12 protein-coding genes are annotated in these 12,775 nt (G+C 72.5%); 3 read left to right on the top strand and 9 right to left on the bottom strand.

Annotated features, from left to right (window positions below):
- Nucleotides 1-141: 141 nt before the first annotated feature.
- Together OG349_RS15430 and OG349_RS15435 are read left to right on the top strand one after the other, a co-directional pair.
- Nucleotides 142-867 (top strand): dienelactone hydrolase family protein, encoded by a 726-nt coding sequence (locus OG349_RS15430; RefSeq protein WP_327235151.1) that lies wholly within the window; start codon nt 142-144, stop codon nt 865-867.
- Between the two features lie 307 nt (nt 868-1,174).
- Nucleotides 1,175-1,585, top strand: a complete 411-nt coding sequence (locus tag OG349_RS15435) for a hypothetical protein (RefSeq protein ID WP_327235152.1) — start codon at nt 1,175-1,177, stop codon at nt 1,583-1,585.
- A 71-nt stretch (nt 1,586-1,656) separates the two neighbouring features.
- Here OG349_RS15435 and OG349_RS15440 read toward each other — a convergent pair whose 3' ends face one another.
- The 5 genes from OG349_RS15440 to OG349_RS15460 form a co-directional block, all read right to left on the bottom strand.
- On the bottom strand, nt 1,657-2,790 hold the full coding sequence (locus tag OG349_RS15440; RefSeq protein ID WP_327235153.1) for an NAD(P)/FAD-dependent oxidoreductase: 1,134 nt from the start codon (nt 2,788-2,790) through the stop codon (nt 1,657-1,659).
- Between the two features lie 84 nt (nt 2,791-2,874).
- Nucleotides 2,875-3,756, bottom strand: coding sequence for an RNA polymerase sigma factor SigJ (gene sigJ / locus OG349_RS15445; protein ID WP_327235154.1), 882 nt, complete (start codon nt 3,754-3,756; stop codon nt 2,875-2,877).
- Nucleotides 3,757-3,827: 71 nt separating this feature from the next.
- Complete coding sequence (locus tag OG349_RS15450; RefSeq protein WP_442806387.1) at nt 3,828-4,601, bottom strand: class I SAM-dependent methyltransferase; 774 nt, start codon at nt 4,599-4,601, stop codon at nt 3,828-3,830.
- 74 nt (nt 4,602-4,675) lie between these two features.
- Nucleotides 4,676-5,212, bottom strand: a complete 537-nt coding sequence (locus tag OG349_RS15455) for a hypothetical protein (protein ID WP_327238584.1) — start codon at nt 5,210-5,212, stop codon at nt 4,676-4,678.
- A gap of 172 nt (nt 5,213-5,384) precedes the next feature.
- Nucleotides 5,385-5,762 (bottom strand): SH3 domain-containing protein, encoded by a 378-nt coding sequence (locus OG349_RS15460; RefSeq protein ID WP_442806256.1) that lies wholly within the window; start codon nt 5,760-5,762, stop codon nt 5,385-5,387.
- A 123-nt stretch (nt 5,763-5,885) separates the two neighbouring features.
- Here OG349_RS15460 and OG349_RS15465 point away from each other — a divergent pair, with 123 nt between their 5' ends.
- On the top strand, nt 5,886-8,072 hold the full coding sequence (locus OG349_RS15465) for a serine/threonine-protein kinase (RefSeq protein WP_327238586.1): 2,187 nt from the start codon (nt 5,886-5,888) through the stop codon (nt 8,070-8,072).
- 118 nt (nt 8,073-8,190) lie between these two features.
- Here OG349_RS15465 and ilvD read toward each other — a convergent pair whose 3' ends face one another.
- From ilvD to OG349_RS15485, 4 genes are all read right to left on the bottom strand, one after another.
- Nucleotides 8,191-10,041, bottom strand: a complete 1,851-nt coding sequence (ilvD, locus tag OG349_RS15470; RefSeq protein ID WP_327235156.1) for a dihydroxy-acid dehydratase — start codon at nt 10,039-10,041, stop codon at nt 8,191-8,193.
- Between the two features lie 160 nt (nt 10,042-10,201).
- Nucleotides 10,202-10,819, bottom strand: a complete 618-nt coding sequence (locus OG349_RS15475) for a TetR/AcrR family transcriptional regulator (protein ID WP_327235157.1) — start codon at nt 10,817-10,819, stop codon at nt 10,202-10,204.
- Complete coding sequence (locus tag OG349_RS15480; protein WP_327235158.1) at nt 10,816-11,700, bottom strand: sugar phosphate isomerase/epimerase family protein; 885 nt, start codon at nt 11,698-11,700, stop codon at nt 10,816-10,818. Before OG349_RS15480 ends, OG349_RS15475 begins: the two co-directional genes overlap by 4 nt.
- A gap of 19 nt (nt 11,701-11,719) precedes the next feature.
- A complete protein-coding gene (locus tag OG349_RS15485) occupies nt 11,720-12,655 on the bottom strand; it encodes a Ppx/GppA phosphatase family protein (protein ID WP_327235159.1) in 936 nt (311 codons plus the stop codon).
- Nucleotides 12,656-12,775: the final 120 nt, after the last annotated feature.

Below are 12,775 nucleotides of genomic sequence, written 5' to 3' on the forward strand. Positions count from 1 at the left end.
ACGTTCCTGGAGGCCGTGCGAGAGAACGAGGAGGTGGTACCCGTGAACGCTGTATCGACATGGGTGCTCCCCTCCGGGGTCATGGTCGGGCGATAGGTCGTCCGGGAGCGCCGTACACGAGCACTCCCGAAAGGCACGACCATGCGATTCACTTCCGAACAGCGCCTCGACAACGGCGTTCTGGAACGCGAGTTCACCCTCGGCGAGATTCCCGGCACCCTGTGGACGCCCGAATCCGCCGCACCGGCCCCGCTGGTCCTGATGGCCCACAACAACGGCCTGCCCAAGGCGGAACCCCGGCTGGTGGCCCGGGCCCGGTACACCGCGGCGCGCGGCTACACGGTGGCCACGATCGACGCCGCCGGGTGCGGTGACCGTCCCCGTTCCGCCGCCGACGAGCAGACCCGCGCCGAACTCCGCCGGGCCATGCGGGCCGGCGAACCGGTCGATGAGATCTTCGAGTCCTTCATCGGCCCGCTCGTCGAAAACGCGGTCCCGGAATGGCGGACCACGCTGGACGCCCTCCTCGCACTGCCCGGGATCGACGGCCCGGTCGGGTACTCCGGGGGATGGACCGCCCTCGGCATCAGCCTGGCGCTGGCCGAGCCGCGCATCGCCGCCGCGGGCTTCTTCGCCGGGGGGTACGTGCCCCGCGCCCTGCGCGAGGAGGCCCGGCGGGTCACCGTTCCGCTGCTGTTCCTGGTGCAGTGGGACGACGAGGGAAACCCCCGGCAGCGGGCCCTGGACCTGTTCGACGCCTTCGGCAGCAAGGAGAAGACGCTGCACGCCAATCCGGGCGGGCACACCGGCACCCCGCCGTTCGAGCTGGAGGACGGCTGCCGGTTCCTGGACCGGCACCTGAAGTAGCAGCGGGCGGGCCCCCGGAGCGGAGATATCCGGTCCGGGGGCCCGTCGCCGGGCGCGCGCCGGACGCCCGCCGGACGTTCCGGGCGCGCAGGCACCGCCATACGGCCCTGAGTTGCGGTCGCCGCGAAGAGGGCGGGCGGGCCCGGCCGGGCGGCGGACCGGCTCCCCCGTCTGGTCAAAACGCCTTTGCCCCAGGTGTTTTCGCCGGCGCGGACGCGATCTCCAGGAGGACATAGGGGACTTTTAGTGATCTTCTTCCCCATGTGAGCCGGCCCGGTCCCGGGCCGGCCGGGCCTTTGGAGTCCGTATGACGATCCACCGCATCGCTCTCGCGTCTCTGACCACCGTGGTTCTCGCGGTCGGCGGCACCGTACTCACCGTGGCTCCCGTCGGCGCCGCCCCGGCCTCCGCGCCGCGGGTGGCCGTCCCCGACCCCGTCACCTGCGCCGCCGCCACGACCACCACGGAAGCCGCCGTGACCAAGGCCCGTACCGCCGCGGTCGCCGCCGCGGCGGACGCGGCCGGCGCCGCCGCGGCGCTCAAGACCCTCACCGCGGCCCTGGCCGCCGTGCCGCCTGACGCGGCCGCCGTCACCGCCGCCGCCACGACCGCCACCGCCACCGCGACCGCCGCTGTCACCTCCGCCGAAGCGGCGGTCGCCGCCAACGCCGGCGCGGTCACCGCCGCAGCGGCCGCAGTCACCACCTGCAAGGTCTAGGAGCGATCGGTGCTGCGCCGTGACCCCGCGCAGCCACCGGGCAGAGCCCGAAACGGAACCGGGCGAGAGCCCTAGCCGAAGCCGGGGACGTAGCGGATGGCGGAGGGGCGGCGGGAGGCCAGGCGCAGCATGCGGACCGTGGACAGGACCACCTGTTCCTTGACGTAGGCGGCCGGGCGGCCGGTGAGGACCCGGGCGCGGGGGGAGTCGTCGGCCCGGACCGGCTGGATCACCCCGTCCCGGCGGCCGAGGCTCACGCACTGGAGCACAAAGCCGAACCGCAGCGGGGCGGGCTCCTCGCCGCGCAGGTCGGCGGCGATCGCGAGGGCGGCGTGCGCGCCCGTCGGCAGCGCGGTGGCGCACGCCATGCGCAGGGGGCCGGCCTCCGCGGTGTGCGCGGCGGCCGAATCGCCCACGGCGTAGACCTCGGGGTGGGACACGGAGCGCAGCGCGGTGTCGACCGCGATCCGGCCGGACCCGTCGACCGCGAGCCCGGCGGCGGTGGCCAGGCCGGTGACGGGGACCATCGAGGCGGCCCAGAGCACCACGTCCGCGTCGACCGCGTCCGGGCCCGCGACGCGGCGGCCCTCCTCGACCCGTACGCCCCTCTCCGTCAGCACCGTACGGACGTGCGCCCGGCCGCGCTCCGACAGGCTCGCGCCGACAGCCCCCCGGGTGTGCAGGCCGATCTCCCATCCGGGGTGGGTCTCGGCGAGTTCGGTGGCCAGTTCGACGCCGGTGAGGCCGCCGCCGACGACGGCCAGGGAGCCGGGGCCTTCGAGGAGGCGCTTGTGCAGTTCGGCGGCGGACTCGGTGGTGTAGGCGCGCTCCTTGTCCGCCGGTGTCCCCTCGACGGGGGTGGTGCGGCTGCCGAGGGCGTGGACCAGGCGGTCGTAGTGGAGGACCCGGCCGTCGTCGGTGTGGACCTCCCGGGCGGCCAGGTCCAGCCGGGTCGCCCGTGCGGCGACGTGCGTGATGCCCGTGCCGCGAAGGAATCCGTCGAGTGGGTGGGTGACGTCGGGGCGCCCGGAGGCCCGTTCGTGGAGCCGGACGCGCTCGGTGAAGTCTCCGGCCGGGTCGACCAGCGTGACCCGGGTGTGCGGCGCGAGGCGCAGCGCGGTCATCAGACCGCCGTATCCCGCGCCGACGACAACGACGTGGTGGGCGGAGGGGAGCTTCTTGTCCTGTGTTCGTGGCTGTGTCATGCAAGGGGGACGACGCAGCCCCTTCGGGTGTGACACCTCCGTCCTGAGGTTGTTCCGGTCCGTCCTGGGGTCGGTCCTGACGGGTCAGTGGGCGGGACGTGCGAGGTGTCGCAGCTTCTCCGGGTTGAGTATCGCGTCGACCTCCGTGATCCGGCCTTCGTGCACCGTGAAGGCGAAGACCACGGACGGGGCGCCGGTGGGGTCGGTGACGTCGGTGAGGATCAGCCCCGGGGCGCCGTTCACGTCCCGCGCGAGCAGGGACATCGTCTCCGGGTCGTAGCCGCGGGTGATGAGAACGGCGAAACGGGCGGCCTTCTCGTGGCCCAGGAGCGGGAGGCGGGCCGCCGTGACGAGGCCGCCGCCGTCGGAGCGCCACACCACGTCCGGGTCGAGGATCTGGAGCAGCCCGTCGAAGTCCCCGCCCATCACGGCGGCGAGGAAGGCGTCCACGGCCCTGCGGTGCTCGTCCCGGTCGACCGAGCGGCGCGGGGCCTCGGCGCGGACCCGGCGGCGGGCGCGGGAGGCCAGCTGCCGTACGGAATCGGGCGTACGGCCGACGACCTCGGCGATCTCCGGGAACGGCACCGCGAACACGTCGTGCAGGATCAGGGCCGTCCGCTCCGCCGGAGTCAGCCGCTCCAGCACGGTGAGCAGAGCGACCCCGACGGACTCGTCGAGCGTCGCCCGGTCCTCGGGCCCGGACTCGGTGACCACGGGCTCGGGGAGCCAGGGTCCGACGTACACCTCGCGCCGGGCGCGCGCCGAGCCGAGCTGGTCGTAACAGATCCGGCTGACCACGGTCGTCAGATACGCCCGGGGGTCGTGGACCTGTCCGTCCGGCAGCCCCTGCCAGCGCAGCCAGCTTTCCTGCACCGCGTCGTCCGCGTCCGCGACGGAGCCCGTGACGCGGTACGCGATCGCCCACAGGCGGCTGCGCTGTTGCTCGAATTCGGCCGGGTCCGCCATTGGGTCGGCTCCTCTCCCCAGATGTCCTGCCAGGTGTCCTGCCGGTCGGATGTCCTGCCCGGCTTTCGCGTCTACCGGGAAGACGACGCGGGCGGCCGAAACGTGAGGGTCAACTCGACCACGTACGACTCCTCCACCGTCCCGTCGGGGAAAAGCCTCAGCAGTTCGTCGCGCTCCCGGTCGAGGAAAGCGGTCGTGGCCTCGTCCCCCAGCACGCGGAAGACGGAGTGGCTGCCCAGGTTGTCCAGGTGGGTGGCCAGCGGGACGCGGCGGGACCACGGCACCCGCCGCCGTACGGTCTCCGGCCCCGTCGGCACATGCCGGTCGCGCGCTCCCGTGCCGTGGGCCCCGTGCGCCGCGTCGCCCGCCTCCTCCCGCAGCCGGGCGTCCTGCTCGGCGATCCAGGGCACGGCGCGGTCCGAGACGTTCCACCACAGGGCGAGCGCGCCGCCGGGGCGCAGGACCCGCATCGCCTCGGGGAGGGAGCGGGCCGGGTCGGTCCAGTGCCAGGCCTGGGCGTACGTGATGAGGTCGGCGGAGGCGCCGGCGAGGGGCAGCGCGTCGCCGAAGCCGCGTACGAGCGGTACGTCGGGGAGGGAGAGCCGCAGCCGGGCCGCCATCCCGGGGCCGGGTTCGACGGCCACGACGAGCGCGCTGCGCTCGCGCAGCAGCCGGGTGGCGATTCCGGTGCCCGCGCCGACGTCCACGACGCGCGAGCCGCGCAGCGGGCGGCCGGTCGCGGCCTCGATCGTGTCGAAGAGGGCGGGCGGATAGCCGGGGCGGGCGGTGTCGTACTGCTCGGCGACGGCGTCGAAGGACAGAGCGCGCTCGTTCATACGGCACATCCTGTCCTGAGCCACGTTTCCCGGGCCACGTTTTCTGGACGGCGTTTCCCGGACCGCGTTTCCCGGACGGCGTTCTAGCGGCGTTTGGGGCGGCGGCCCTTGGTGGTGCCGCGGGCCGCCGGGTTGCCGGTACGGGCGGACCTGCGGCGTTCGTACTCGGTGACCGCCGTCTCGTACTCGCGGCGCCGCAGGCCCTCGCCCGGGGCCTCGGTGAACGAGCGTAGGAAGTACGCGAGCAGCGAGCCGACAAAGCCGATCATCTTGAGACTGCGCAGGGACGCGTCCCGGTCCGGGTCGGCCGGGCGGCGGGAGAAGCCCGCCCAGGTCTGGCGGAACGCGAGCACGCTACACACCGCGAACATCACCACCAGCAGGACGTCCACGAAGCCGCCGACGCCCGCGATCGCCAGCCCCTCGTACGCGAAGTCGAGCACGAAGCACGCGGCCACGGCGGCGGCCAGCGAGCCGAGGGCCGCGCCGACGCGGCGGAGACCGTAGCCGCCGTCGTGGCCGAGCCAGGTCGTGCCGAAGAAGGGCAGCGTCTCAGGTTCGGGACCGCCGGTGGGACCATCGGTGGGACGGCCGGTGGGGCCGGTGCCGGCGGTCGACATGGCTGCCGTGACCGCCGGAGCCGTGGCCTTCGTGTCGGTGGGGCGCTCGGGTTGTTCGGTGTGCTCGCTCACGGGACCGAGTATCCCTGGTCTCCCTGGCCGGATACCGCCGTACGCACGGTGACGGTCGTGTCACCGTGCGCACGGAGCGGCGGCGTCAGGAGCAGTGGCGTCAGGAGCAGTGCGGCGCCACGTACCCGTCGGACCCCGTGTGGACGTACGAGTCCGAGACGAACTGTCCGTTGGCGATGCAGTCCCAGAGGTTGGTCGTCCCGTACGGCCCCGAGATCCACTCCCCCGGCTTCTGGCAGTTGATCGGCACACTCGCGCCGTACGCCAGCACCCGCACGATCTGGTAGTTCGTCCCCGGCCCGCTGCGGACGTTCACCCGGTAACCCGGCGCGACCGGATACCGCGTGGCCGTCGTCGCCATCGCCGCCACGGTCGGTTCCCCCACCAGCGCCACAGCCGGCCCGGCAGCCGGCTCAGCGGTCCCCCCGTCCGTCGCTTCCACGACCACCGGAGCGTTCTCCGCCTCTTCGATCGACATTTGTCCTCCCCCATTGAAGGTGCGCACCCTGCGCCGCGAGGCTAGCAACCCGTGGCTGGATCGCACGCATCATCGACTAGGCTCCGTGCGTCGCGCTTGCGCACGAACACACGGGGGTGGGCGATGCCACCACTGCGCAACACCGGGCAGGCCCCGGAAGCGGAGCGTCCGGAATACGCCGGTCGCTACCTGCTCGAATCCGACCTGGGTTCGGGTGGAATGGGTGCGGTCCATCTGGCCACATCCGCTTCGGGGTTGCGCCTGGCCGTCAAGATCATTCACTCTCACCACGCCTCGGATCCCGAGTTCAGAGCCCGTTTCCGGCAGGAGATCACGGCCGCCCGCCGGGTCAGCGGCGCGTTCACCGCGCCCGTCGTGGACGCCGATCCGGAAGCCGAACGGCCGTGGATGGCCACGCTGTTCATCGACGGCCCCACCCTGTCCGAGCGGGTGAAGCGGAGCGGGCCGCTGAGTACGGACGAGCTGATCCAGCTCGGTGCGGGCCTGGCGGAGGGATTGCGGGACATCCACCGGGCCGGTGTGGTGCACCGCGACCTCAAGCCCAGCAACGTCCTGCTCGCGGCGGACGGTCCCAAGGTCATCGACTTCGGCATCTCGCGTCCTACGGACAGTGATCTGCACACGGAGACGGGCCGGTTGATCGGCACCCCGCCGTTCATGGCGCCGGAGCAGTTCCAGCGACCGCGTGAAGTCGGCCCGGCCGCCGACGTGTTCGCGATGGGCGCGGTGCTCGTCCACGCGGCGACCGGCAAGGGGCCCTTCGACTCGGACAGCCCGTACATCGTCGCGTACCAGGTCGTCCACGACGAACCGGACCTGTCGGGTGTGCCCGAGAGCGTCCAGCCGCTGGTCGCCCGCTGCCTGGCGAAGGAGCCGGCCGACCGGCCGACGCCCGACGAGCTGATGGCCGCGCTGCGTACGGACCGGAAGGGCACGGCGACCGCGCTCGTGCCGCCGAGCCGGAAGCCCAGGACCGACGGCGGCGACCCGACCCCCACGACCCATCCCAAGGCCGGCCGGTCCCGCGGCGGCCGGCCGTGGACCGTCCTGTCGCTCAACCGCCGCCGCCCGCGAGTACGTTGGGCCGCGATAGCCGCCGTCCTGGCCGTGACGGCGGGAGCGGGCCTGGTCGGGATGCACGCGGCGGGCGACGGGCCCGGCCCGTCGCCCGCCAAGACACGCCCCGGCCGAGCGGACTCCGCGACAAAGGAGTTCCGCCCCTGGGACCTCCAACTGCGCGGCGGTACGGGCGAGAACCGCATACCCGCCTGCGCGGCGGACGGTACGGGTGTCTACTGCGCGGCTCCGGGCATCAAGGCGGCCCGGCTCGATCCCATGGACGGCCACCTCGACTGGTCGAAGAAGAGCGCCGGTACGACGCCGGACAGCGTGGGCGGCGCGGCGCCCGTCCTGTCGGGCGGCCTCCTGCACGTCATCACCGGGAACGGCGGCCACCTGGAGGCGCTCGACCCCGCCTCGGGCGCGAAGCGCTGGGACGTCGACCTGTCCTCGTACCCCGTCGTCCGCCACGCCGGTGACGCGGTCCTGCTCGTGGCCGACGACGGCATGGTCCGCTCCCTCGACGGCGCGACGGGCGAGGAACGCTGGACGGAGCCGAGGGGCGGACCGGGCTCGCTCTGGGTGGCGACGGACAGCACGGACAGCGGAGGCGGCGGCCTGTTCGCCGTGACGGCGTCCTCCGACGGTACGTCCACCCAGGTCAGCGCGGTCGATCCCGCGACCGGCGCCCTTCGCTGGGAGAAACGGATCACCGGCACGCTGACCCCGGTGTCGGCGTCGGACGGCGCGCTGTTCCTGCTCGCCGGCAATCTCGACAGCATGACGGTCGGAGTCGTACGGCTGGACACGGCGACCCGGGACGTACGGCGCGTCCCGCTCACCTCACCGCTCGACCAGGCCCAGGCCACGGTCGCCGGTGACACCGTCTACCTCATCGGCTACGCGGGGTCGCTGGTGGCCGTCGAGACCGAAGGAAGCCCGAAAAAGGAGGCCTCCGAACGGTGGCGGCTGGAGACCTCCGTCGCGTGGACGTCGGCCCCCGTGGTCCGGGACGGGCGGCTCTACCTCAGCGCGGGAGACGGGCGGCTGCTCGCGGTGGACGCGCGGCGCGGTGTGCTGGAGGGCGAGACCAAGCCCCGTATGGACGACGGGCGGCACACGTTCACCGCGACGCTGGCCGCGCCGGTCGCCGTACCGGGCCGGGTGTACGCCAGCGCCCCCGACGGTTCCGTCTTCGCCGTCGACAGCCGCGACCCCTCGCGCTGGTGACACCCTCGCCGGTGACGCGCGGCACCTGACCGCGCGAAGGCACCTGCCGGCACCACGGCTGTGGGCCCCGCCCCCCGGAAACCACGGGGGGCGGGGCCCACAGCTGTCAGAAGAGCGGTCAGCCCAGCCGCGAGACGTCCCGCACCGCGCCCTTGTCCGCGCTCGTCGCCATCGCCGCGTACGCCCGCAGCGCCGCCGAGACCTTGCGCTCGCGGCCGACCGGCGCGTACACCCCGCCGAGAGCCGCCCGCCGCGTCGCCAACTCCCCCTCCGGGACGAGCAGTTCGATCGAGCGGTTCGGGATGTCGATCCGGATCCGGTCGCCGTCGTGCACCAGCGCGATCGTGCCGCCCGAGGCCGCCTCCGGCGACGCGTGCCCGATCGACAGCCCCGACGTACCACCGGAGAAGCGGCCGTCGGTGACGAGCGCGCACGCCTTGCCGAGGCCGCGGCCCTTCAAGTACGAGGTGGGGTAGAGCATCTCCTGCATACCGGGGCCGCCGCGCGGACCCTCGTACCGGATGACGATCACATCGCCCTCCGCGATCTCCTTGCGGAGGATCTTCTCCACGGCCTCGTCCTGCGACTCGCAGACCACGGCGGGACCCTCGAAGGTCCAGATCGACTCGTCCACGCCGGCCGTCTTCACCACACAGCCGTCGACGGCGAGGTTGCCCTTGAGGACCGCGAGTCCGCCGTCCTTGCTGTACGCGTGAGCCACGTCACGGATGCAGCCGCCCGCCGCGTCCGTGTCGAGGGTGTCCCAGCGCTCGGACTGCGAGAAGGCCTCGGCGGAGCGGACACAGCCCGGCGCCGCGTGCCACAGCTCGACGGCCTCCTCGGACGGCGAGCCGCCGCGCACGTCCCAGGTCTCCAGCCACGGCTTGATGCCGGGCGAGTGGACGGTGTGCACGTCCTCGTGGAGCAGTCCGCCGCGGTACAGCTCGCCGAGGATGGCGGGGATGCCACCGGCGCGGTGGATGTCCTCCATGTAGTACGTGCCGCCGGGGGCGACGTTCGGCGCGACCTTGGCCAGGCACGGGACGCGGCGCGAGACGGCGTCGATGTCGGCGAGGTCGTAGTCCAGCTCGGCCTCCTGCGCGGCGGCCAGCAGGTGCAGGATCGTGTTGGTCGAGCCGCCCATGGCGATGTCGAGGGCCATGGCGTTGTCGAAGGCCGCGCGGGTGGCGATGGCGCGGGGCAGGACGGACGCGTCGTCCTGCTCGTAGTAGCGCTTGGTGATCTCGACGACCGTACGGCCCGCGTTCTCGTACAGCGCCTTGCGGGCGGTGTGGGTGGCGAGCACCGAGCCGTTGCCGGGCAGCGACAGGCCCATGGCCTCGGTCAGGCAGTTCATCGAGTTGGCGGTGAACATGCCGGAACAGGAGCCGCAGGTCGGGCAGGCGTTCTCCTCGATACGGAGGATGTCCTCGTCCGAGACCGACTCGTTGACGGCGTCCGAGATCGCGTTGATCAGGTCGAGCTTGCGGACCGTACCGTCGACCAGGGTCGCCCGGCCGGCCTCCATCGGACCGCCGGAGACGAAGACGGTGGGGATGTTGAGGCGCAGCGCGGCGTTCAGCATGCCCGGGGTGATCTTGTCGCAGTTGGAGATGCAGATCAGCGCGTCCGCGCAGTGCGCCTCGACCATGTACTCGACGGAGTCGGCGATCAGGTCGCGGGACGGCAGGCTGTAGAGCATGCCGCCGTGGCCCATCGCGATGCCGTCGTCCACGGCGATCGTGTTGAACTCGCGCGGCACGGCGCCCGCGGCTTTGATCGCCTCGGAGACGATCCGGCCGACCGGGGCGAGGTGGGTGTGCCCGGGGACAAATTCGGTGAAGGAGTTGGCCACGGCGATGATCGGCTTGCCGATGTCCGCGCTCGCCACCCCGGACGCCCGCATCAGGGCACGTGCGCCTGCCATGTTCCGGCCGTGGGTGACAGTGCGGGACCTCAGCTCGGGCATCGTCGCTCGCTCCTTCGGTGAATCCTCGGATCCGGGGTCGAAAATGACTGTCTACGAGCGTACGCCCCGGCTCCAGGATCTGGACAGGTTGTCCGCAATACGGAACGACTGCCCACTTTCCGGTCATGCCGTCGCGCAGACCCCGCGCGGGTCTCCCTGCTCAGGCGCCCGCGTCCGTCAAGTACCGCTGGAGCGTCGGCGCCACCATCGCCACGATCTCCTCGGGAGGCACCGACGCGAGCGGCTCCGCCTGGATCACATAGCGCAGGAACATGATCCCGACCATCTGCGAGGCTGCCAGCTCCGCGCGGAACGTCGGGTTCGGTACGTCCAGCTCCTCCGCGATCCGCTCCAGGATCCGTTGCAGCACGAACGTGCGCAGGATCTTCGCCGCCGCCTCGTGCGTCAGCGCGGACCGGATGATCGCGAGGAGCGGCGCCCGGCTCACCGGGTTCTCCCACACACCCAGGAAAAAACGGGCCAGCCGCTCGCCGATCCCTTCCGTGCCGCCGGCCAGCAGCTTCGGCACCAGCAGGGCGGGCTCGAAGGAGACCTCGACGGCGGCGCCGAAGACCTCGTCCTTCGTACCGAAGTAGTGGTGTACGAGGGCCGGGTCGACGCCGGCGGCCTTCGCGATGCCCCGTACGGAGGTCTTGTCGTAGCCGCTCTCGGCGAATTCCGTACGGGCGGCGTCCAGGATCTTCTCCCGGGTGCCGGGCCCGGTCGCGGACCGGTCGCGCGCGGGGCGTCCGCGGCGGCGCGGAGCCGTGTCGGTCATGAAGGACGCGCCCCCGCCGAGGAGGAAGACGAAGAGGAAGAGGCCGGGGTCACCGGGGGTGTCACGGGCCCGGCCGACGACGACGCCAGGTGCAGCCGCGTGAAGGCCAGCGCCTCCGCCAGGTCGGACTCGCGCTCGGCCGACGACATCGCGCGCCGGGTGTTGACCTCGATCACCACGTGTCCGTCGAAGGCGCTGCCCGCCAGGTTCTCCAGCAGCTCGGCGCAGGGCTGCGTGCCGCGCCCCGGCACCAGGTGCTCGTCCTTCGCCGAGCCGTTGCCGTCCGCGAGGTGGACGTGCCCCAGCCGGTCGCCCATCCGCGCGGCCATCTCCAGGGCGTCGTTGCGGGCGGTCGCGGTGTGCGAGAGGTCGATGGTGAAGTGCCGGTAGTCGTCCTTGGTGACGTCCCAGTCGGGGGCGTACGCGAGCATCTCGCGGTCCCGGTAGCGCCACGGGTACATGTTCTCGACCGCGAACCGTACGTCCGTCTCGTCCGCCATCCGCCAGATGCCCTCGACGAAGTCGCGCGCGTACTGGCGCTGCCAGCGGAACGGCGGATGGACCACCACCGTCGACGCGCCGAGCTTCTCGGCCGCCGCCCTGGCCCGCCGGAGCTTCACCCACGGGTCGGTCGACCAGACCCGCTGGGTGATGAGCAGGCAGGGGGCGTGCACCGCGAGTATCGGGATCCCGTGGTGGTCGGAGAGGCGGCGCAGCGCCTCGATGTCCTGGCTGACGGGATCGGTCCAGACCATGACCTCGACGCCGTCGTAGCCCAGGCGCGCGGCGGTCTCGAAAGCCGTTGCCGTGGACTCGGGATAGACCGAGGCCGTCGACAGGGCGACCTTCGCATCCGGGATGCGCACCACTGGTTCTGCCACGGAGACAGCCTACGGGCCGCTACCGGGTGGTCGGGAGATGATCCAGCCGGTTCAGGATCACGCCCTCGCGCAGCGCCCAGGGGCAGATCTCCAGCACCTCGACCCCCAGGAGATCCATCGCGCCCTCCGCGACGAGCGCTCCCGCCAGCAGTTGCGCGGATCTGCCGTCGGAGACACCGGGCAGGGCGGCGCGCCGGAGCGTGGTCATCCCGGCGAGCTTCGGAACCCACTCCTCCAGTGACGAACGACTCAGTTCGCGCTGGACGTACAGCCCCTCGGCGGAGCGCGCCGCGCCGGCGATCCTGGCGAGCTGGCGGAAGGTCTTGGAGGTCGCCACGACGTGGTCCGGCTTGCCGAACCGCGCGAACTCTCCCACGGTACGGGCGATCTCGGCGCGTACGTGGCGGCGCAGCGCCCGTACGTCCTGGGGGTCGGGGGGATCGCCGGGCAGCCAGCCCGCCGTGAGGCGGCCCGCGCCCAGCGGGAGCGAGACCGTGGCGTCCGGTTCCTCGTCCAGGCCGAACGCGATCTCCAGGGAGCCGCCGCCGATGTCCAGGACCAGCAGTTTCCCGGCGGACCAGCCGAACCAGCGGCGGGCGGCGAGGAAGGTCAGCCGGGCCTCCTGGCGGCCGGTGAGCACCTCAAGATCCACCCCGGTCTCGGCCTTGACGCGGCCGAGGACCAGATCGGCGTTGCTGGCCTCCCGTACGGCGGAGGTCGCGAACGCCAGCACGTCCTCGCAGCCCTTGTCCTCGGCGGCCTGGAGCGCTCCGGCGATCGTCGTCACGAGGCGGTCGAGGCCGACAGGCCCGATGGCGCCGTCGGCGTCGAGCAGTTCGGCGAGCCGCAGCTCGGCCTTGTGCGAATACGCGGGCAGGGGCCGGGCGCCGCGGTGGGCGTCGACCGCCAGCAGATGAACGGTGTTCGAACCGACGTCGAGGACTCCGAGTCTCATGGACCGAACGCTACTGCCGCCGCGGCATACGCTGGACCCGTGCCAAAGACGAAAAAGGCGAAGCCGGGCAAAGCCGCGGTCAAGGTCCAGGACACCGTTTCCGCTGAGAGCGCGCGGACG

Source organism: Streptomyces sp. NBC_01317, assembly GCF_035961655.1.
Lineage (GTDB): Bacteria > Actinomycetota > Actinomycetes > Streptomycetales > Streptomycetaceae > Streptomyces.